At 58.9% G+C, this 21,494-nt stretch carries 21 protein-coding genes and 1 tRNA gene; 11 read left to right on the plus strand and 11 right to left on the minus strand.

Annotated elements, in window-relative coordinates; genetic code table 11:
* Positions 1-76: 76 nt before the first annotated feature.
* Entirely contained in the window at positions 77-1,981 is a 1,905-nt protein-coding gene (locus IPK79_02265; GenBank protein MBK8189254.1) for an ABC transporter ATP-binding protein, read from the minus strand.
* Entirely contained in the window at positions 1,978-3,753 is a 1,776-nt protein-coding gene (locus IPK79_02270) for an ABC transporter ATP-binding protein (protein ID MBK8189255.1), read from the minus strand. The genes IPK79_02265 and IPK79_02270 overlap by 4 nt, the downstream gene beginning before the upstream one ends.
* A 249-nt stretch (positions 3,754-4,002) precedes the next feature.
* On the opposite strand from IPK79_02270, the gene IPK79_02275 reads away from it, so the two are divergent.
* From IPK79_02275 to IPK79_02285, 3 genes are read left to right on the plus strand one after another with little or no spacing between them, the layout of a single operon-like run.
* Positions 4,003-4,926, plus strand: a complete 924-nt coding sequence (locus IPK79_02275) for an SDR family oxidoreductase (protein MBK8189256.1) — start codon at positions 4,003-4,005, stop codon at positions 4,924-4,926.
* Positions 4,927-4,954: 28 nt separating this feature from the next.
* On the plus strand, positions 4,955-5,395 hold the full coding sequence (locus IPK79_02280; GenBank protein ID MBK8189257.1) for a hypothetical protein: 441 nt from the start codon (positions 4,955-4,957) through the stop codon (positions 5,393-5,395).
* The gene (locus IPK79_02285; protein ID MBK8189258.1) at positions 5,392-6,333 is read left to right on the plus strand and encodes an NAD-dependent epimerase/dehydratase family protein; all 942 of its coding nucleotides are present in this window, start codon (positions 5,392-5,394) and stop codon (positions 6,331-6,333) included. The genes IPK79_02280 and IPK79_02285 overlap by 4 nt, the downstream gene beginning before the upstream one ends.
* Before the next feature lie 10 nt (positions 6,334-6,343).
* On the opposite strand, the gene pip is transcribed toward IPK79_02285, so the two are convergent.
* From pip to IPK79_02305, 4 genes are all read right to left on the minus strand, one after another.
* Positions 6,344-7,306, minus strand: a complete 963-nt coding sequence (gene pip, locus IPK79_02290) for a prolyl aminopeptidase (GenBank protein ID MBK8189259.1) — start codon at positions 7,304-7,306, stop codon at positions 6,344-6,346.
* Positions 7,303-8,502: a DUF87 domain-containing protein gene (locus IPK79_02295; protein ID MBK8189260.1), complete on the minus strand. Its 1,200-nt coding sequence runs from the start codon at positions 8,500-8,502 to the stop codon at positions 7,303-7,305. The genes pip and IPK79_02295 overlap by 4 nt, the downstream gene beginning before the upstream one ends.
* Before the next feature lie 116 nt (positions 8,503-8,618).
* A tRNA-Arg gene (locus IPK79_02300) sits at positions 8,619-8,695 on the minus strand.
* 37 nt (positions 8,696-8,732) lie between these two features.
* Positions 8,733-11,270, minus strand: coding sequence for a leucine--tRNA ligase (locus IPK79_02305; protein MBK8189261.1), 2,538 nt, complete (start codon positions 11,268-11,270; stop codon positions 8,733-8,735).
* 183 nt (positions 11,271-11,453) lie between these two features.
* Between IPK79_02305 and IPK79_02310 the strand changes: the two genes are divergently transcribed.
* Positions 11,454-13,190 (plus strand): matrixin family metalloprotease, encoded by a 1,737-nt coding sequence (locus IPK79_02310; GenBank protein MBK8189262.1) that lies wholly within the window; start codon positions 11,454-11,456, stop codon positions 13,188-13,190.
* Here IPK79_02310 and IPK79_02315 read toward each other — a convergent pair.
* Positions 13,187-13,441, minus strand: coding sequence for a hypothetical protein (locus IPK79_02315; protein MBK8189263.1), 255 nt, complete (start codon positions 13,439-13,441; stop codon positions 13,187-13,189). The two genes, IPK79_02310 and IPK79_02315, sit on opposite strands and share 4 nt — an antisense overlap.
* A 244-nt stretch (positions 13,442-13,685) precedes the next feature.
* Between IPK79_02315 and IPK79_02320 the strand changes: the two genes are divergently transcribed.
* Positions 13,686-15,335, plus strand: a complete 1,650-nt coding sequence (locus tag IPK79_02320; protein ID MBK8189264.1) for a hypothetical protein — start codon at positions 13,686-13,688, stop codon at positions 15,333-15,335.
* Between the two features lie 219 nt (positions 15,336-15,554).
* Positions 15,555-15,779, plus strand: a complete 225-nt coding sequence (locus IPK79_02325) for a hypothetical protein (GenBank protein MBK8189265.1) — start codon at positions 15,555-15,557, stop codon at positions 15,777-15,779.
* 80 nt (positions 15,780-15,859) lie between these two features.
* On the opposite strand, the gene IPK79_02330 is transcribed toward IPK79_02325, so the two are convergent.
* Positions 15,860-16,252, minus strand: coding sequence for a hypothetical protein (locus tag IPK79_02330; GenBank protein MBK8189266.1), 393 nt, complete (start codon positions 16,250-16,252; stop codon positions 15,860-15,862).
* Between the two features lie 158 nt (positions 16,253-16,410).
* Here IPK79_02330 and IPK79_02335 point away from each other — a divergent pair, with 158 nt between their 5' ends.
* The 4 genes from IPK79_02335 (at position 16,411) to IPK79_02350 (ending at position 19,458) form a co-directional block, all read left to right on the plus strand.
* Positions 16,411-17,205, plus strand: a complete 795-nt coding sequence (locus tag IPK79_02335; protein ID MBK8189267.1) for a hypothetical protein — start codon at positions 16,411-16,413, stop codon at positions 17,203-17,205.
* A 7-nt stretch (positions 17,206-17,212) separates the two neighbouring features.
* Positions 17,213-17,923, plus strand: a complete 711-nt coding sequence (locus tag IPK79_02340; protein ID MBK8189268.1) for a PilZ domain-containing protein — start codon at positions 17,213-17,215, stop codon at positions 17,921-17,923.
* A gap of 175 nt (positions 17,924-18,098) precedes the next feature.
* Positions 18,099-18,608 (plus strand): hypothetical protein, encoded by a 510-nt coding sequence (locus tag IPK79_02345; GenBank protein MBK8189269.1) that lies wholly within the window; start codon positions 18,099-18,101, stop codon positions 18,606-18,608.
* Positions 18,609-18,714: 106 nt separating this feature from the next.
* A complete protein-coding gene (locus tag IPK79_02350) occupies positions 18,715-19,458 on the plus strand; it encodes a thioredoxin family protein (GenBank protein ID MBK8189270.1) in 744 nt (247 codons plus the stop codon).
* On the opposite strand, the gene IPK79_02355 is transcribed toward IPK79_02350, so the two are convergent.
* Both IPK79_02355 and IPK79_02360 read right to left on the minus strand, forming a co-directional pair.
* A complete protein-coding gene (locus tag IPK79_02355; GenBank protein ID MBK8189271.1) occupies positions 19,427-19,750 on the minus strand; it encodes a DUF167 domain-containing protein in 324 nt (107 codons plus the stop codon). The two genes, IPK79_02350 and IPK79_02355, sit on opposite strands and share 32 nt — an antisense overlap.
* Before the next feature lie 65 nt (positions 19,751-19,815).
* Complete coding sequence (locus IPK79_02360) at positions 19,816-20,313, minus strand: flavin reductase family protein (GenBank protein ID MBK8189272.1); 498 nt, start codon at positions 20,311-20,313, stop codon at positions 19,816-19,818.
* 125 nt (positions 20,314-20,438) lie between these two features.
* Here IPK79_02360 and IPK79_02365 point away from each other — a divergent pair, with 125 nt between their 5' ends.
* On the plus strand, positions 20,439-20,819 hold the full coding sequence (locus IPK79_02365) for a (2Fe-2S) ferredoxin domain-containing protein (protein MBK8189273.1): 381 nt from the start codon (positions 20,439-20,441) through the stop codon (positions 20,817-20,819).
* Here IPK79_02365 and IPK79_02370 read toward each other — a convergent pair.
* A complete protein-coding gene (locus IPK79_02370) occupies positions 20,816-21,415 on the minus strand; it encodes an SRPBCC family protein (protein MBK8189274.1) in 600 nt (199 codons plus the stop codon). The two genes, IPK79_02365 and IPK79_02370, sit on opposite strands and share 4 nt — an antisense overlap.
* Positions 21,416-21,494: the final 79 nt, after the last annotated feature.

The following is a 21,494-nucleotide window of genomic DNA, read 5'->3' on the forward strand; positions in this document are numbered from 1 at the left end:
CATGGTCATTATGGCTTATTCTACCTCTTGAGAGCGTCGGCCGCCAGCGGCGATCAAAGCCGAGACTTGAGACGTCTTAACGGACAACTTCAAGCGCGCAATGATACGCATAATAACGCGCATACAGGCCGTCTTGCGCCAAAAGCGCCTCATGGCCGCCCTCTTCAGCCACGCATCCGTCTGCAATCACCAAGATCCGGTCAGCTTGCCGAATCGTGGAAAGGCGATGCGCGATGGTCAGCGTCGTACGACCTCGCTGTAAAGCGTTCATGGCCTGCTGAAGCCGTTGCTCTGAACGCGAATCAATAGAAGAAGTCGCTTCGTCCAGCGCCAGCACGGGCGGATCATGCGTCAGTGCGCGGGCAAATAACAGCAGTTGACGCTCGCCCGCCGACAGGTTGGATCCACGTTCACTCAGCCGTGTCTGTAAGCCCTGAGGCAATGCGCGCACCCAGTCCGCCGCAGAAACCGTCTCCAGCGCCCGCCAAAGCGCAGCTTCCATAGCGGGATCCTCTGCCTCAATTGGGTCGAGGGTAAGATTTTCGGCAATGGAGCGAGAAAACAGCTGATCGTCTTGCTGAATTACGCCAATTCGTTGGCGAAGGGCGCGCAACGGCAATTGGCGAACATCGTCATCGCCCAACAGAATACGTCCGGCCTGTGGATCGTAGAACCGGTTCAGCAGCTTGATAATCGTGCTTTTACCGGCGCCCGTCGGCCCGATGATGGCGACTGTTTCACCCGCCGCCACCCTAAACGAGACATCGCGCAGCACGGGACGATCCGCCGAATATCCAAACGTGACGCCCTCGAAAGCAACGCTCAGCGCTGCCCGCAATTCGAAGGACGCTTGTGACGGGAGGCTTGTGGGGGAAGTCGCCAAAACGCCTTGCGAAGAGGGCAACAGATCCGAGTGCTCGCGAAACAATGGCGTCAGACGCGCTAGCGAGGCGAGGCCCGATTGAATCAGCGTATATTTTTCGGCCAGATCTTCCACCGGCTCGAATACCATCTGCGCATAGAGAAAGAACGCAGCCAGCAGCCCCAAAGTAATCGGCGGTTGCGCGATAATCATCCCGCTGAGCGCCAGCGCCCCGGTCGCCAGAATCAGCGCTTGCGTCGCAATCGTCAGAAACTCAACAGACGCCGACAAAGCAAAGTCGTAGCGAACCGATTGCAAATTCGCCGCAAGATTTTCCGCGTTCAGCCCCTGAAAATCGCGCACATTACGCGCTTCACGCCGACAGATTTGCGTGACCTCTACGCCAGCGAAGTTTTCCTGCATAAAGCCGTTGAGCGCGCCCATTTGATGCCGAATACGCTCATAGGCCCCGCGCGCCTTGCGCCGCAACCACTCCATTACCGCCATGATCACGACAAGCATGCCTGTCACCACGGCGGCCAGCAGGGCATGTTGCCAGAAAATTGCCGCCAGAACGCCGACAATCATGGCCGCATCCAGCAGAATGGTCAGCCCGCCGGAAGCGAACATCTCGCTAAGATTCTCAACATCGCCCGTAACGCGCGTTACCAGGCGCCCAATGGGCGTTTTTTGGTAAAAGCGCGGCGACAGCGTTTGCAAATGCCGGTATAACGCCGTTCTTAAATGATACACAATTAACTGGCCCGCATTTTGCGAGACAGACATCAGCCAATAGCGGCAGACGTAGTGCAGCGCCATCACGCCCGCATAAATGGCCGCCACCTGCGTCAGCCCCCAGCCGTCGCCATGCGCAATCGGTCCATCGATGGCGCGGCGAACCAGCAAGGGCAGTGCGATTTGGCTCAGCGTGACTGGAATCAGCAAACCCGCCGACAGCCACAAGAGACCTTGATGCGGGCGCGCATACGGCCAGAGTTCGGCCAACAGGCGCGCGTCCTGCCACAACGTCTTGGGTCGGGCGACGCTTTCTTCCAGAAACGAGGCGAGCGCCGACGTATTTTTAGAGGAAGAGGCGGACTTGTTCGAAGAGGCGCTCATGAGGCTTCCTCCTCGCCGCTTTCGTCCGCAGGCGCATCGCGCCAGACCTCGGACAGCTCGCTTTCGAGCCGCGCAAGACGATGCAGGGCGCGATACAACGGTTGCTCTTCGAGTAATTGCGCATGGGGGGCGAGCGCCAAGAGGCGACCGGCGTCCATCAGTGCGACGCGCGAGACGCGCGGCGCAATCGACAGGCGATGCGTAGCGATCAGCGTGATTTTATCCGCAAAGACGCGTTGCGCGATCAGCGCATCGATAATGTCAGCCTCGGTATGCGCGTCGACATTGGCGAATGGATCGTCCAGCAGCAGAATTCGAGAGGGCGTCATTAAGCTGCGCGCCAGCGCCAGTCGTTGGCGCTGGCCGCCAGAGAGCGTCAGGCCGCGCTCGCCGACGATGGTGCGATACGCAAGCGGCATCGCTTTTATCTCGGCATCGATAGCCGCAATACGAGCCGCCCGAACAACAGAGCCTTCCCCGTCGCTGTCAATTGCGTCGGGTTGAGCGTATGCAATATTATGCGCGATATCGGAAGAAAAGAGAAAGCTCCGCTGCGGCATCAGCATCACGGCCTGACGCAAGCGCTCGCGCGCCGGTCCGTCCTGATTGATGTCGCGCCCGCCGATACGAATCGCGCCGTCTTCGATGGGATATCGTCCCGCAATTAATTGCAGCAGGGTCGACTTACCTGAGCCCAGCGGGCCTACGACGGCGATGGTTTCGCCGGGCTCGACGCACAACGACACGTCCTGCAATACGGGCCGCGAATCGCGCTTGCCCGCCGCCTGCGCCGATTCGTCATACGGATTATGATACGAGAACGTCAGTCGGCGAATCTCCAGAGGCCCGTGCGGAAATGGACTCTCATAGGGTCTCGTCGCCCGCCCATGCGACGGCGCAGACGCTGACAGAATCGCGTCCATACGCTCCATGGCCGCCGCGCCTTGCTGAAAAATCGTAATCACCCAGCCCATCGCCGCCGTGGGGAACGACAAGCGCTCCAGCAACAGCAAGAAGGCCAGAAAGGCGCCCCCGCTCATTCGCCCGGCGATGGTCTCCCACCCGCCCTGAGTCAGAACGGCCAGCACCCCGACGCTGCTGACCATGGCCATGATGAGGGTCAGCCATACTCGCGCGCGAATCAAGTCCTGAAACGCCTTGAGATACGCCCGGCAGACGCGCTGAAAGCGACGATCCTCAACCGTTTCTTTTGCGTAGGTCTGAATAACCGCCATGGCGCTGAAATTTTCCTGGGCCACCGCGCTAATCTGCGCCAGATGGGACTGCGTCTCTGCGTAATACGTTTTGACGCGCCGATTGACGCCGCTCATCAACAAAACAGCCAACGGGAACAACGACAACGCCAGCACCGTCAAACGCGGGCTATATCCCCACATCGTCGGCAACGCCATGGCGTAGGCGAACAACGTATTAAAGCCCATCATTACCCCGCCGCCGGTAAGAAAGCGCAAGGCCTGCGCATCGTTGCTTACGCGCGATAGCAGCTCACCGGGCGGATGCGTCTGATGGTAAGACGCCGGCAGAGAGAGCAGACGCTCAAACATCGCCGCGCGAAAGTCGCATTCGAGCCGCCGCCCCACCCCCACCAGAAAAACGCGCGACACCAGACGCGTACAGAACAACACCGCTCCCAACGCGAGAATCTGGGCCAAGGCAAACCCCAGCGCGTGCGGCGTCATGCCCGCCAGACCATCAATCGCCACTTGGATGCGAACGGGAATCGCCATGCCCACCGCATTAAAAACCAGCAAAAAGACCAACCCCATCGCTGTTTCTGGCAGATAGGGCCGAAACCGGGGCCAATGCTTGCGAAAAATACGAATCGGCGGCGTCCGTGGGCTTAACGCGACAGAGCGTCATTATAGCGCGGGCGCCTTCTCACGCGAGAAATCCTCCACCGGAGGGATCCCGCCGATGCGCCGCCTCCCTACAATAGGGGGGATTCATTTCTGGACGCGGATCGCGTCGATGCAGCGAACCCCTAAAAGGAACCCCTCGCAATGAAAATTCTGGTGACGGGCGGCGCAGGATACAAAGGCTCGTTATTAATCCCGATGCTTCTCAAACAAGGCCATAAGGTCACGCTGTTCGATAACTTCATGTGGGGTATCAAACCCATCCTGCACTTCGCAACGGATCCGTATCTGGATATTATCAGCGGGGATATTCGCGATCGCGAAGCCGTCGGTAAGGCGATGGCTGGCTGCGATCTCGTGATCCACCTGGCTGCTATTGTCGGCTACCCGGCCTGCGCCGCCGATCCCGCGCGCGCTGTCAGCATTAACGTAGAAGGCACGCGCAATCTGACGAGTCAGCTTCAGGGCGGCCAGCGAATTATTTTCGCCTCCACCGGCTCGACCTACGGTAAAGTAGACGGCGTCTGCACCGAAGAAACCCCCATTGCGCCGCTAACGCTGTACGGCTCTACCAAGTCGCAAGCCGAAACGCTTTGCCTGGAGAAAGGCGGTGTCGCGCTGCGCTTTGCAACCGTCTTTGGAACATCGCCGCGCCTGCGGCTCGATCTGCTGATCAATGATTTCGTCTATCAAGCCCTGCATAATCGCCAGATCGTATTGTACGAAGGCCATTTCCGCCGGACCTTTCTGCATGTGAAGGACGCTGCCGAGAGCTATCTTTTCACCCTCGACAACTACGACAAGATGTCGGGCCAGGCCTATAACATCGGCGACGACGCCATGAACTTCACCAAGCGCGATATCGCCGTCATGCTGAAAGATATGCTGGAATTCTATCTGCACGAAGCGGACGTTGGCGAAGACTTCGACAAGCGCGATTACGCGGTCAGTTACGAGAAAATCGGGCAACTTGGCTTTAAAACGCGCGTTGGCATTGACGAAGGCCTGAAGGAACTGATTCGCGTGCTACGCCACATCCGCATTACCAACGAGTGGCGCAACGCCTGATCGACCGTCTGCCAAGAGGAAATTTCCGATGGAAAACGATGCCGCCGAAGACTACCGCAACGTACGCCCCTGCGAATCAATGGAGCTGCTTGGGATTTCGGTGGGAGGCTTCCACTGTATGGTCAAACGGCTGAATTACCGTAAGACAAGAATAGATGGCAGGGCCTATTATCAGATTCCCCTTTCCGTTATTCGTTCTTACGCACAGCAAAAAGAGAGTCACGAAACCACCATTCGGATACGCCGACTCTCGATGGCGCAAACCGGCCCTATTGAGGGGGACGCCACCCTTGCGCCGACACATCAACAAGAGCTGGAGCTACTCCGCTCAGAACTGCGCGAGAAAAATCGCATTATCCGCCATTTGTTGGCGCTGCTCGATGTGCGGACCACCCCAACCTCCATTCTGCGTCGACGCGGACCCTCGGCAAAAACATATTCCATCAACGAAGAGGCATCCCCCTCATGACAACCGTTCTGGTCACCGGCGGCTCGGGCTTTCTCGGGCGACATCTGGTCGAGGCGCTCTCGGCCAAGGGTTATGCGACGCTGGCCCCTCGCAGCGCTGAATTCAACCTCGAAACCGGCGCAGGATGCGACGCCTATCTCGAGGCGCATGGCGCGATCGACGTTCTCATTCATTCGGCCGCTTATTACGGCGGCATCGGCATTAATCAGGCCGAACCCGCGACGATCTTCTTCAAAAACTGCCAGATGGCCCTCAACGCCTTTGAACTGGCCCGTCAACACCAGATCGGCAAGATTCTGCCCATCGGCTCCGCCTGCGCGTATCCCGGTTACCTGCAAGGCGATCTTAAAGAGGATGATTTCTGGGCAGGAGCGCTGCACGATTCCGTTGAGGCCTATGGTTTCACCAAAAAACTGCAACTCGTCGCGCAAAAGGCCTACTACAAGCAACACGGCATCGCGTCGAATCATTTGATTCTCACCAATCTGTATGGCCCGCACGACGTGTTTACCGAATACCGCTCACATGTGGCCTCGGCCCTGATTAAGAAATTCGCCGACGCCAAAGCTAATCACGCTCCCAGCGTGACCTTATGGGGCGACGGCTCGCCCATCCGCGAGTTCCTCTTTGTCAAGGACGCCGCCGAAGCCATCGCGCGCGCAGTCGCCCTGCCGCACGACCCGACGCCTATCAATATCGGGGTCGGCGTGGGCACCACGATTCGAGAACTGGCTGAACTCACCGCCGACGCCGTTGGCTACGATGGCGATATTTTATGGGATACGAGCCAGCCAAATGGAGCGGCGCGCAAAGTGCTGGATATCTCGCGCCTGCGAGATAAACTGGGATGGGAGCCGACCACGCGGCTGCAAAGCGGTCTACGCGAAACCGTCGCCTGGTACCTCGCCAATAAGTCGCTTGCAGACGCGCGGGCGTAATCGCTCGCCGTTAAGAAATCGCTTTCGCCGCTTCAGTGGCGGCGATTAGCGCCGCCAGAATACCAGGCTCGTCGTAGGCGTGGCCCGCATCCGCAATCGGCGCAAAATGCGCCTGCGGCAAGGCCTGATGCAGATCCCATGCATTCTGAAACGGACAGACCACATCGTAACGTCCGTGAATAATCCACGTAGGCAGGTGGCGAATACGATCCACATTTCGCAGAAGATAATCCGGCTCTGGGAAAAAGGACTGATTGACGAAGTAATGGCACTCAATGCGGGCCATCGCCAGCGCCGTCGCATCATCCAAGGGTGTTGAGGGTTTCAGCAGTTTGCAGGTCGCGTGTTCCCAGCCGCTCCATGCGCGCGCCGCCGCCAATTGAATCTCGGGATCGGCATGCGTCAGACGGCGATAATAGGCCGCCACCATGTCGCCGCGATCATGAGACGGAATCACCGCCTCGTAACGCGCCCATTCATCGGGAAAAATCCATGAGCAGCCCCCGGGCTGATAAAACCAGCGGATTTCCGCCTCGCGACACAGAAAAATCCCTCGGAGAATCAGGCCGCTGACGCGCTCGGGGTGCGTCTGCGCATAGGCCAGCGCAAGCGTACTGCCCCATGATCCGCCAAAAACCATCCAGCGCGCAATTCCCAGACGCTCGCGTACGGTTTCCAGATCGGCGATGAGCTTCCAGGTGGTATTTTCGTGGAGAGACGCATGCGGCGTACTACGCCCGGCGCCGCGTTGATCGGGCAAAATGACGCGGTAATGGCGCGGATCAAACAAGCGGCGATGACTCGGCGAGCATCCCGAGCCCGGTCCGCCATGCAAAAACAACACCGGCGCGCCGTCAGGATTCCCGGCTTGCGCCACCCATACCGTATGACCATCGCCAACGGACAACGCATCGCCAGCGTAATCGTCTATAGGCGGAAACAACCCACCCGGTTCACGCCCCAAAGCGCTCATGGAGCGGGGAACAGGTGGACCGCGCGGGCTTCAATGGTATCGGTCAGCGTTTGGAGATCGTCGTCTTGCGCAGGCTCGCTCTTACGGCGGCGACGAGCCGGTGTGGTCGGCAAAGCGGTAGGCGAGCGGCCCAAGCGATCGATCACCTTGGTGGCGAGCTTTTCCTGTTCGATTTCCTGTCGAAGCTTGTCGTTTTCGGAACGAAGCTCTCGGATTTCAGCGCGCAGCAGCGAAATCGTGGATTCTTCCTTCTGGCGCTCGACGGCGCGATGGGCGACGGCCTCAGCCAGCGACGAGAGGGCTTTTTCAAGCGAGCTGTTGACCGTGGCGCTGAAAGTCATTCCCGCTTCGGGCGTTGCGCCCGCATGGCGACAGTGGCGCTTGCGAACTTTGATCTTGTGGGTTTTACCCTTACTGAAAAAGAAGAACTCGCCCGGATGCAGCGATTTGATTTCCGCGTACGAGACGCCCGCCTCGTTAAGAAAAGGGCGAATCGCCTTGTAATCCTGCTCGGACGTAATGCCGCCAAACCAGAAACGATTACACTGGCTCAGAATATCCTTGCTGATGCTCGCAGGCCGCTGCGTCGCCCACAAGCTGTCGATAGCGCGTTTTCGACCGCGTTTGGCGATCTTCTGGCTAGCAACCAGCGGATCCATCAGCATTTTTTTACCGCGTTTAGAAGCGGCGGCCCCGCCGACCGTGCGTTGAGGCGCATAAATCTGGGCTTCTTCAACCACGATGCGAATTTTTCGCCGGTGCTTCTGCTCAGCGACAAACAGGGCGTCAGCAATCAGGCCGTACAGATGCTGTTGCTCGTCGTCAAGGTACTCGCTGAGGTCAAAGACGCAGGACAGCCCTGCGGTCAGCATGGTCTCGACGTAGAGATCCATGGCTTCTTCTTCCAGCGGTAGATTGCCGTGCTCGCCGCCGACAATCATGGTCGGGTAGCGCTCGGCCAGAGTGAAGTGCTCACCCTCCGGATCGATGACGCACAGCAGGCCGCCGTTTTCGAGCGTCTCTTCCATTAGCACGCCCGTCAGGTAGGATTTTCCCATGCCGGAGGAGGCCAGAATAGCATCGCGTTCCCCGGTCGCCTTGTAGTCGTCAAGCGCCACGCTGAACATCGGCGCAACATGAAGCGCGCGCGCGCCGGGCGTCAGACGGGTTTTGAGGAATTTAAACATGTCAACCATGCCCCCATTATACCGGCGGCGTCCCGAAAGGCGATTGACCGGTGGATCGACTTTTTCTCCAAATGCCCGAACAAGCGCCCCGGCGCAAGCGTCCATTCCGCGAACTGTCCCCAAAGTGGCACGCCGGGAGGGACTCGAACCCCCGACCGCCTGGTTCGAAGCCAGGAACTCTATCCAACTGAGCTACCGGCGCATGCCATTTGGGGCGCGTCGCGCGCAACGCCCTGTCATCATACGATCGAAACGACCAGATTCACCAGCTTGTCTGGCACGATAATGATTTTACCCGGCGTCTTGCCGCCGAGAAACGACTGGATTTTATCGCTGGCCAGCGCCAGACACTCCAACTCGTCGCGAGAAAGACCGGGCGTTATCGTCACGCGATCGCGCACCTTACCGTTGATTTGCAGCGCCACTTCCACCTGGTCGGCTTGCAAGGCGGCCACGTCGGCAACAGGCCACGGGTGTGTATGAACCGAGCCTTCGGCGCCCAGACGATGCCAGAGTTCTTCAGCCAAATGCGGGGTGATGGGGGCCAACATGAGCAACAGGACGCGGGTCGCATGGCTCAGCACCGGGTCGGGCGCCGCAGACGACGAAAGGCCTTCTTTCACGTATTTCCCCATAGCGGCGGCCAGCTCGCGAATTTTACTGATCATCGTGTTGAACTGGAAGGACTCGCCCAGATCGCGCGTCACGCCGTCAATTGTCTGATTGGCGCGCTGATACAGCCGCCGGGCGTCGCCACTCAGCGATTCATAGACAATACCAGAAGCGGCGCCGTCTGCAGCCAGCGCAATATGCGACTTATGATCCAGAACCAGCCGCCACACGCGCATTAGAAACTTGAAACAGCCTTCCACCGCCGAATCTTTCCAGTCGAAGTCGGCTTGCGGGGGCGAGTCGCTGAGGATAAAAAAGCGGGCCGTGTCGGCGCCATACTCGCGCAGGATATCGTCGGGGTCGACGATGTTGCCTTTCGACTTGCTCATTTTGGCGCCATCTTTCAACACCATGCCTTGAGTCAGCAAGTGGGCGAAGGGCTCGTCGTGAGAGGTCCAGCCGCCGTCGCGCAGGGCCATCATCAGAAAACGCGAGTACAGCAGGTGCAGAATCGCATGCTCGACGCCGCCGACATACTGATCGACCGGCATCCAGTGGCGAATCACAGCCGGATCGAATGGACGCTGATCGTTATGCGGATCCAGAAAGCGCAGGTAGTACCACGAACTGCACACGAAGGTATCCATCGTGTCCGTCTCGCGGCGGGCGGGTTTGCCGCAATCCGGGCAGATCGTTTGCAGAAAAGTGGGCGAACTTTCCAGCGGCGAGCGGCCTTTGATCGAGAAGTCCACGTCCTCGGGCAAAGTGACCGGCAGATCGCACTCGGCAACAGGACGCGGACCGCAGGCCTCGCAATACACCACAGGAATCGGCGCGCCCCAGTAGCGCTGTCGTGAGATCAGCCAGTCGCGCAGGCGATATTGCACGCGCGCCTCACCGAAGCCTTTTTCCTGAGCGAAACGGGTCATCGCCTCTTTGGCGGATTCGCTGTCCATGGCGCTGAAGCCGTCGCAGTCAATCAGGACCCCGCTTTCGGTATACGCCTCCTGGAGCGGCGCGCCCACTGCGCTGGGGCGCGTAATGACCTGGCGAACCGGCAGGTTAAAGCGACTGGCAAAGGCCCAATCGCGCTCGTCATGCGCAGGAACCGCCATCACCGCGCCGGAGCCGTAATCGGCCAATGCGTAGTCAGCAATCCAGACGGGAATTTTTTCGCCATTAAAAGGATTCACGCAGAAGGCGCCCAGCGGTACGCCCGTTTTCTCGCGATCGGCCGCCGTGCGTTCGATTTCCGTCTTGTTGCGAGCCTCGGCCCGGTAGGCGTCGACCGCGTCGCGGTTTTCGGGCGTGGTCAGCGCGTCGACCAGCGGATGCTCGGGAGCCAGCACCATGTACGTGACGCCAAAAGCAGTATCGGGCCGCGTGGTAAAAACAGCGATATGCGTTTGCCCGTCCGCCGTCGGGGATTCCAGCGCAAAGCGCAGCTCGGCGCCAGTAGACCGGCCAATCCAGTTACGCTGCATCAGCGTGACCTTTTCCGGCCAGCCTGTGAGTTGCGGCAGGTTGTCGAGCAGACGCTCAGCGTAATCAGTAATCTTGAAAAACCACTGGTTCAGGTTCTTTTTAACCACTGGCGAGCCGTGACGCCAGCATTGACCGTCGATTACCTGCTCATTGGCCAGCACCGTGGCGCAGTCGTCGCACCAGTTAACCGGGGCTTCTTTTTTATAGGCGAGTCCATGTTTATACAGATACAGAAACAGCCATTGCGTCCAGCGGTAATAGTCGGATCGGCAGGTATAGACGGCGCGATCCCAGTCGTACATCAACCCGAGGGCCTTGAGTTGGGTCGTCATGTAGGCGATGTTGTCCATCGTCCACCTGGCAGGCGGGATCCCGTGCTGAATGGCGGCGTTTTCCGCCGGCAGACCGAAGCTGTCATATCCCATCGGGTGCAGGACGTTAAAGCCCTGCATTTTTTTGACGCGGGCAATGACATCCGTAATGGCGTAGTTGCGCACATGCCCCATGTGGAGGCGGCCTGAGGGATAAGGAAACATCGACAACGCGTAATACTTGGGTCGCGCATCGTCGCGAACGCAGGTTTTATACTGGCCGCTGGTCTCCCAATGGCTTTGCCAGCGCGGTTCTATTTCTTGCGGGCGATAGGCTTCGATTTGCAGGGGCGACTTTTCAGCGGACATGGCAGGCACAGATCCTCTCAGGAGTTGACGGCCCTCATTATAACAAGAGCGCTAGAGCCCGTCGCACAAGAAGGCGTAATCGGGCGCAATATGGAGTTCACGCTTTAAAACGACGGTTGAAGCAGGCGCGTCGACAGGATAAACTGCTCATTATCCGCCCCACTCTGGCAGAGGACGCTTCTAATGACGCTCGCCCCCCGTTCCCGGTTTTACGCGACGCCGCTTGCGCTGTGTCTTGCCCTGCACTGCTGGATAGGCGCCCATGCGGCGGAAACGCTCCAGGCGCTGGTCAATCGCGCGAATACCGCAGCCAACGCCAACCAGACGGAAACGGCCATCGCGCTCTACGAACAAGTCGTGGCGAAAGCCCCACACGACGAGAAACTACGCCATAATCTGGCCGTTTTATATTTCAATCTGGGCATGGCGCGCCAGCAGGACAAGCGTTATACCGAAGCGAACGCTTTGTTTGACAAGTCGCGCGCGTTGACGCCGGACGAAGACGCGCCGCAGAAAGCCAAAGCCGCCAGCTTTTACTATCAGGCGGCGGCCTTACGCGACGCCCCCCAGCCAGACCTCGCCCAGATTCGCGCGTTGATTCAACAAGCCATCGCCCTCGACCCGTCGGAAACCGCGTATCCGCGCCTGCTCGCCTCCGCGCTGCATCGCGAAGCCATGACCCGGGCGCAGGACGAACGCTATGCCGAAGCGATTCCCCTATGGGAAGAAGCGCATCGCCTTGACCCGCAGGCTGACGTTATCCAGAAGTCTCTGGCCAATGGCTACCTCGGGCTTGCCCGCCTGACGGTCGATGACCCCGGCAAGCGCGAAGAAGCCCTCGCCAAGGCCCGCGCCACCGACTCCTCTCCAGAAATCTCAGAAAAAGCTGCCAAAATTGCCGCAGGGAAACCAGAATCCGACTCTGAGCTCAGCGCTATCGTCGGCGCGCCCAAAACCAGGGGCGCGACACTCACGGCCCCCGTCGGCTCCGAAAGCTGGTCGCTTTCGCAGCGATTGGCGGCTCTGGAAAAGACGCTCGCTCTGCCCATCGCAGCGGAGGCTCCTCTTGCTTCGCGCCTCGAGAAGGTGGAAACCGCCCTGTACGGAAAACCGCAGAAAGGGCCTGTCAACACGCGCATCGATCGGGCGTTCGTCAACGCTCTGGGCGGCGGCCAGACGTTTTCCGCCAGCTTGCCCGATCTGGTTCAGCCAACCATACAGAATACTGCCGGGACGTATCTCGATGAAATTTTCAGAACGACAGACGGCCGCGTGGTTCGCTGGGGGCGTTTCCCGCTAAAAATCAGCATTGAAGCTCCCAAAGATAATGCGCTTTATACGCCAGCCTTCGAGCAGGCGATTCTCGACGGATTAAGCGTCTGGAAGACGGCGACTCACGGATTTGTCAGCTTTATTCGCGTGGCGAACGCCGACGCAGCCGACATCCGTATTTCGTGGGAAGACGTCTATCACGATCGCTTCAGCGACCCCAAATTTCTCGATGATAATCCCATCAAGCGCTACGAGCCGCCAAAAGCCAGCCGGGCCGCGCAGATGATCAACATGGCCTCGATGTTCGCCCCAGGCTATTTTGCCCTGGCCCCCCAAGCGGTCGCCGCCGGCATCCAGTATCGGGAGATGCGCAAGTTACAGGCCATCGCCGACGAATCCAGAATCGTGCTGGGCCTCAAACCTGTCGAAGGCCTCTCACCCGAAGCCGCCGCCCTGCGGATACGGAATCTGGCAGCCTATGAATTTGGCCACGCGCTCGGCCTGAAAGGCGTCAGCCCCGACGCCGCCGATCTGATGCACACGGCGCCGCTGACGACCGAAACGCCCGTGACGCCTTCTACGCGCGACGTGGCGACTTTACGCGAACTGTACGCCCGCCCCGCCAATATCGTCCTGAATCTTCGTTAGCCCGCCGAGTTGCTGCCAACTGACATTACGCTCTTTACAAATTCATCGACCTGCGGTTTAGACAAAGCCTGCAGAGGCGTCTGAGTGCGTTGCGATTCCAAAAGATTGGCGACTGCGGGAGCAGCGGACGGCGAAAACGTATCGGGGTGCGCTTCGACAAGACGAGCAGCAGCTAGAGGAGGATAACGCAGGCGGTGACGCGCTGCAAAGAGGGCGCTTCTAACAGCCGCTTCAGCAGAAATCGAGAGCATGGAATATCTCCTATAATGAGGGTCTCAATACGAAACAAATCTGATTGCTTTAAAAAAACGAGTCCGGATATAAATTGCGCATGTCGACGACGACGCACTTGAAACCAGCGAAAACGAACGCTTAACCCCAAGCATACTGATACAAACAGAGGAAGCGCGGGAGATTAGAACCCTCTGAACGCGTCCTCCAGTTATGATGAGAAAACGGGAGCCTCCAAAGAGCTCCGCACCCAAAGGAGCGCTTATGCGCGCATGGCTGAAAAGCCCGATTGCGCAAGGGTTCGCAGGTGGCGCCGTCATCGCGCTGCTGATGCTGGCGTGGGGACTGATCGGCCAATGGCTGCGCCTGCCGCCCGTGGGCTTCCTATACGATGATGGCGTCTATCTAAGCGCCGCACGCGCGCTGGCGCACGGACAAGGCTACGCCGTCATCGACGCGATTGGCGCGCCGCCGCTGGTCAAATATCCACCCCTATTTCCGGCGCTTATAGCCGGACTGTTGACGCTTGCGCCGACGGCGGACAGCGCCACCCGCTGGCTTCAAGGTGGCAATCTCGCTCTGTCGGCGATCGCCATTGGCTTGTGCGCCGCATGGAGTCGACAGGTCGGACGCCTTCCCCTGATCTTGTGTCTGGCGCTGAGCGCGGCCATGGCCAGCAACGGTTACTGGCTCCAAACCAGCGCCTCCCTAATGAGCGAGCCCTTGTATCTTACGCTCTCGATGATCGCGCTCCTGCTGGCGCACCGCTGGACGCGCCACGACGCGCCCATAACACTGACACCCCTGCGTCTGGCGATCCTGGCGCTCACCTGCACAGCCGCCTTCTATACCCGCAGCGTGGGCATCTCGTTAATCGCCGCGATGAGCATCTGGCTGGGCTTGCGTTTTTCTTGGAAAACGGGCGTAGCGTTTGCGGGGCTCAGCGGCGCAATCTGCCTGCCGTGGTGGTTTTATACGGCGAGCCATCCCGCGCCTGTCTTTGCAATCGGCGCTTTTCTGGCGCGGACCTTTCAGGAATCTTACGCCCAGACGCTGGCAATGGACTTGAAAACCGAATACAGCCTGTGGGCGCTCTACCGCGATGGCATAGGCGAGCTGCTCGTCAGTGGCGCTCGCGCCTTTGCGCCCGCATTGGACGCGCCGACAATCCCCCCCGTGGCGTTGACGCTGGCCAGCGTTGCGGCATTTATCACATTGCTTTGGCAAGGGATTCAGGCAGCGCGCCGCGCACGTTATTCTGTCGCGGGGCTGTATCTGACGTTTTATCTGGCGCTGCTGGCCCTGTCGAGTTATCACGATCATTATCCACGTTTGTTAATTGTGATTGTGCCCATCGCGCTCAGCGCGCTTCTGGGCCCATGGGCTCTGTCACGTTCACGGGCGATGCCATGGGGCGCGGGCGCGCTCGCCTTGACGTTATGGCTTTCCAATACGACATCCCTTCTTACGTTTCGCCCTCTGATACCGCCCTGGATCTCGCAGGCGGGCATGACAGCCATTCTCGCCCCAGCGTCTAAGCCCATGCGACTCTGGAGCGACAATCTGGACGACAGCTATATTTACGCGCTGCAGTCGCCTACGCAGATTCTGGACGCGTTTGTTCAACTGCCCGCGGACAAACTCCCTAAAGGACCCTATACGCCCGAGATGCTTACCGCGTTGTTCAGCCACAAGGCCGAGACGCTGCGACGCCTGCTGATTGCGCGCGGCGTAACGCATGTGATTCTCAATCGCGCCGCCGTGGTCAAGACGCGCGGTTTGAACTATGGCCGCGTGAGCAAACTCGACCCGGCGGGATCGCTGCTGCTTCAGCGCTACGGCGGCGAGTTCACGCTTCTGGCAACCACGCCTGACGGGGTATCCAGCTTATATCGATTCGAGCCCCGTTTGTAAATATGAGCCGGCTCACATGCGTCCAAAACGCCCTGACAGCCTGAAAATAAAAGCCAAAAGCCCGACACGTTTTGTTACGGTTCTTAATATACCCGCTAGTTTTTTGTTGACGCGTGGCCGGTTAGTGTACATAATACACACATCGAAGCTTAGTGTCGCTAGTACACATAGCACTTTAAGCGACTCAAGACAAGATGCCCCAACAAGAGATACAGGACCATGACTACGCTGACCTCCTCCAGACCCGTCGCATTCTCTGTTCGCACCACGCCTTTTTTCGGGCGCGCCGTTGCGGAACGTCCGGTGGTCTCGCCTCACTTTGGCGCAAACCAACGGAAGGCCTCTATTGAAAAGCCCGAGATAGATAGATTTTTGGAGAATCCCGCCATACTGGTTCTACCCGTGCAGGTCCACTCTGATACTGGCTTTAACCTGTTTGCATAGCCCCCCTATCACTGTCCCGTAAATTTAATTTTTTGGACAGCGAGGATCCGGTGAATCGGATCCTTTTTTATTGCCTTGTCTCAGTTTGACGGCGAGGCCGCAGGCGTTGATGACTGGCCTTGCCGAAACCCTGAAGCCGCGCCGAGAAACAACGCAACCGGTTCGCCCACAACAGGATACAGGCGTCCAATCGAATACGCGGCCCCCGCGCTCGCCAACGCCGCCATGAGGGGAGACTGCTGGACCCAAGGCGCGCCCGCGGCATTCACAGACGCCTGACGGCTCGCCGCCAGCACAGCCGACTGAGACGACAACAGGGTCTGCGCAATAACGCCTGGATTGAAAATCAACAGGTACAGCCCCATAGAAACGCTATAGCCAACCCAGTGAATCGTCATCAAGGCCAGAGCCCACCGCGCGGCCCTAAACAGGCGACGTGAGAAGCGAGGCGCAGAATCAGCAGGCGGCGTCATGGGCGGGGCGTCCTTTCAGGGGGATTATTTTATAATTTATATATAAATAAAAACACAGATATAAGGCCGCGTGCCCTCTCGTTTTTTACTGGGATGGCGGACGTCTTTGCCCTACACTGGCAAGGCGTCGTCAGCTTGTATCTGCGGGGAGCGCGGGGTTGTCGTTTTCGATTCTTGATCGTTTTATCCGAAAACCGCAGGTGATGGTGGAATTCGTCTGTTTTCGCCAGCAGGCGGCGGTGTTGGCGTATGATCTGGAGAATCGCCGTCGCCTGCGCCCCCTGTCTACGTGCCCAAGTCGGCGGATTCTGTTATTTGTAGCGCTGCGAGCCGACACCGACGTGACGCGTCTGTTTCGCGGCCTGATGCGAAAGGTCTTGCGGCAGAATCCCGCGATGCTCCACTCGCTACAGCCCTTTGCGCTACGCCTGATCTTACAGTCGCATCTGGATCAGATGCGGCGCGCGCATCCTGACAGCCGCCAGGCGATTGACGCATGTAAAATCTTTCTGCTCAACGAAGAGCGCTGCTACAGCCTGAACGAATCTGCCGACGAGGAGGTCACCCTGTATCGTCGCGGACAGGCGCTGACGTATCATCTGGGACCGGCGCATTTTTTGCCGATCGAGGCCAACGACGCCCTGCTCATCGCCTCGCCTACCGTCATGACGTTTCTGCAAGGTCACCGCGAATACAAGCGGCTGGATTCTTTCCAAGCGCTTGAGACCCTGTGCCAGACGCTGCAAGCCCGCTGCGGCGCAGGGCCGTTATGGGAAACCTCGGCCAATTATCTGGTCGCCTTCCGCTTTGCCAGCGTCGGCAAGCGACCGCCAGGCGAGCCCACCCGCAACGCCTTACGCGTCGGACGCTTAATGATGACGCTTCTGTACGGCGGCGCCGCCTTGCTGGCCGTCGGGCTGATCGTGTGGTTCTGGCTGTTACGCGGAGGCTGACGAGAGTATGGGGGCATCTTTGGGCGATATCATCAAAATAGGCCAGAAACTGGAAGTCACCGTCTGGTTGAGCGACGGCGCGGACGAAGAAGAGCTGGTCTTTCCCAGCTACGTCAAAGACTGGGATCCGCAGCAGGACTTGGCCTTGATTGACCCGGCCCCCGCGCGTCAAGACCAGATTATTCGCGCCTTTCTGCAACCGGGCGCCGTGGTGGGTATGGTGGCCGACAGTCCGCAGGGACGCGCCATTTTATATCCCGCGCTGCACCGCTATCAGGAAGGACGCCTGCAAGGCTACTGGCTCAAGATTTCCAATGAGACCCAGCGCGAAATCATCCAGCGGCGACGCCACGCGCGCGTGGCCACCATGATCCCCATCCAGGCCGAGTTGCTTGATTCGCAAACGCATCTGCCCAAAAGTGCGGCGATTCGCGGTAAGACGCACGATCTCAGCGGCGGCGGCGTGCGTTTTGCCTCACCCCAGCCGTTCGGAAAAGGCTACGAGTTACGGCTGCGCTTAGCGCTACAATCTGGCGATATTACGCTCATCGGGCGGGTGGTCTATCAAGCCGTCAACCCGAATCGCTTCGCCACCAGCGACGATCGGTACATCACTGCTGTGGAGTTCCTCGAATTAACGCCCACACAGGAACGCCTGCTCGTTAACGAGTGCTTCCGGCGCGAGCTTGAAAGCAAGAATCGTGAGAATCGGCGCTGAGTCGCCTCTGATCGCCTGATTTCGATAATCTTAATCTTTCCAGCCAGCGCGCGACGCCATGAAGGCGCAAGCGCCGCTTTATTTTTGTTTTTATTTAATTAAGGGCCACCATGCGACGCTGACGCCATGGCGCGACAGCCAAGCGTTTGGAGGCTCGACAAGGAGATGATCGTTCATGACAATCTCAATGAATCAGCTCCAGACGGATCGCGCCGCATTCCAGAGTCTCGCCAGGAAAGACGGGTTAAAGTTAGGAGAGATCCGCAAGCAGGCGCTTGCCGGACTACCACCCACTGCAACAGAAGAAGAAAAGCGCAGCGCTGTACAATCCGCTATTCAGAAAGCCGTTGACGCTTCCGGCGATCCCGAACTACAAGCCTCTCGCAGCAAACTTAATGAAGACCGCCAGCAAGCCAAAGCCGCCGGACTGTTTAAAGGGCGCGGCAAGCGGGGCCATGGCCCCCATGGCAAACCGCCCGGGGCGGCGGCAAACACGAATACGACTGTCAGCGAGGTCATTGCCAAAGGATCCAGCGCGACCGTGGCCGAAGTGGAAGAAGCCTTGAACGGCATGGATTCCACTAACGCCAATTACGCGACGCTTCGCTCGATGCTCGCCACGGCGCAGGCAAAAGAGCAGCGCCAGCAAACGACCACCGGTAATACGCTGAACGTCATGGCCTGAGCGCGCAAGCGTCAGGTACAGACAGCGCATCAAATAGAAAAGCCCCGCCGTGCGATGCTATGATAACGGCGTGAGAAAATTACGTATTTTTCAAGGGTTGCTCGCGTTGGCATTGGTCTTAGCATCGCTGACGGGAAGCGTCGGCGCGCCCGCAGACGGGGCGAGCCGAGCGAGAATTCCCGTTCAGGCGCCGCAGGCGATTCGCCAGAAGGGACTTCCCGCACTGGTCGAGTTCTACGCAACGTGGTGCAGCGCTTGCAAGCAATTGGAGCCGCAGCTTCAGGCGCTGGAAAAGCAAACGCTTGGCCGCCTGAGCATTACACGCATTGATGTGGATGACCCCGGCGCGCACGCGCTCACCGAAGCGTTCGGCATTCGCACGACGCCGTCGTATTATTTCTACGATCGAGACGGAGCGCTCTTTTTTCGCATGGATGACGCCGTCGTCCAAAGCGGATTACTGCGAGCCGTCGCGCTGGAGCTGAGCGGACAGGCGCCTGTTCTGGATCCATTGTCGGCCCAGGATGTTGCCGCCCTGGGGATTCCGCCGCAACGCGGCTTGCGACTGGCGGCTTTTCATCGCAAACTCTGCTCGCCCTGCGACGATGCGCAAGATATGCTCAAACAAGCCCGTAAGGCGCTGGGCGCCCGCGGCGATGTGGTCGAACTGGACACATCGCTTCCCGCCGTCCGCGCGTTGATGACCCGTTGGGGCGTCGCCAGCGCGCCTGCCTATGTCCTGATCGACGAAAACGGCGCCGCCCTGCTGACGATGCGCCGCGCCCTGGACAGCGACGATCGCGATTACATTACGCGCTTTATTCGTCTGTGGATAGCCGGTCGACCGTAAAGGCGATTTGCGGCGAGCAATCAAGCGCCTGCGCCAGCCGTTTCAACGCGTTCTCGGGATCATCGCAGGCGATGGCAATGGTTTTAAGGCGGCTGCTCTGGCCGCGCGTTACGCGCAGATGCGAAACAGGAAGATCGAGCGCCTTGGCCAGCAAGGCGAAAATAGCCTCGTTCGCCTTCCCGTCTTGCGGCGGAGCGCTGACGCGCACAGCCAGCCATGGCGCATCCGGGCGATATGGGCCCAGACCTTCACGCCGACTGCCCGGCGTGGCGCGCACCGGCAGATACGCCACCGACTTGCTCAGACGAACAGGGATACTCACCCAATTGGCTGCATCGTTTGGCCGCGAAAGCGCGATCAGTAACTAAAGCCGTTCGATCGCAGATGCAAGGCCGGCTCGCGACCCGCCTGCGCCTGATGACCGCGCACGACTTCCGCAATCAGCGTGAGGTGATCGCCGCCGCTGTCGACGGTGGATTTCACAACGCAATCCATGGCGGAAAGCGCCTCGCGCAACACCAGACCGCAATCGGTGCCATACGCGCTCACGCGATCGAATGCCTGGGGATTGTAGCGCGAGAACGTCTTCAGAAGCTCAGTGCTGCCCTGGGCCAGTACGTTAACCGTAAAACGGCCCGTCTTACGAATCAGTTGATACAGTTCACGCTCAGGATGCACGGCAACCATGACCGTGGGCGGATGAAAACCGGTTTGCTGGACCCACGAAGCCAGCATGCCTACCCGCGCCCCGGCGGATTCCGCCGTGATAATAAACAGGCCGCTGGGGATTTTACCCAACGCGTCGCCAATGGCCTCATCCTGATAAAATGCCGCTGATGCTGTCGCCGTCGTCATTGGTGTCGCCCTTCCTTAATTATTCCAGCACTATTGAAACGCCTGAACGCATGGTCTGAACACGTCTGCCATTATAATAAATTTCATCCGATCCCGAAAGCCGTCAATTTACGAGGCTCTTGCCCATGGACGTCGCGCAACTGCTCTTGAAAGCGCCGGTCTGCGGCGCGCGCCTGACGCGTCATGTCCTGGTCTGCACTGGCGCATCGTGCGCCGAACGCGACGGCGCGCTCACGCTGACGGCGTTTTACGAGGCGTTAGCCGCCTGCGGACGCCTCTACGGCAAACGCGGATCGCTTCAGGGCGATATTCTGGTCAGCGCATGCGCCTCGGTGGGCTTATGCGGCGTAGGGCCCGCCGTTCTGGTGTATCCCGACGGCATCTGGTATTACGGCGTGACGCCGCAAGATGTCGGCGAGATTGTCGAACGACATTTGCTGGGGGACACCCCAGTAGAACGTCTTATTGCCCGGCGTTTTCCGAAAACTGAGCGGCAGACGCCTTAATTGGCGCCAATCATACTCTTGCGATGGGCCTGTTCGGCATGAGCGCGCACGGCGGATAATTCACGCTCAACGTTTGATTTAATCATCCCGTTGGCGCCGGGCAGCGCCAGGCCGGGATCAATACTCAAGTGATAAATCAACAGGGTTCTCTCGCCGTTATCGACGGGAAGAAGCTTGTACTGCCCATTAAGCGCCGCGAAATCGCCCGAGATTCGCTTCAGCGAGAGATTCATCGCCTTTGGATTCTCGTTGACCCGTACCTGATAGCGAAAAGGAGGCAGCAGGCGCGAGGTTTGCATGTGGACATCCAGCGTTTTTTGCGCCCCCTGCGAACTCAGAACCCGACAGCGCCGGTACGCAGGAATAAAAGACGGCAATTGCGGATAGCTGGTAATGGTTTGCCAGACAAACGAGGGCGGCGCGTTAATGGCGTATCGCGCCGTCACCTGACGCAATTCCGTGCTGGATTTAGTGACGGTCACGGTATTGTCGGCAGCGGCGCAAGAAGCGCTCATGCCGGGGGACAAGGCCAACAGCAACGCGCCCGCAAAGGTCCAGATCATCGTGCCTGCGGCTCGCTGAGCAATCGATATCATCAACTGACTCCGTAAAAGCATACTGGACTCAATCTCTACCAGAATTTCAAACGACGCTTACTCGGAGTTTAATTATATA

The sequence above is a fragment of the Vampirovibrionales bacterium genome, assembly GCA_016712355.1.
Taxonomy (GTDB): Bacteria; Cyanobacteriota; Vampirovibrionia; order Vampirovibrionales; family Vampirovibrionaceae; genus JADJRF01.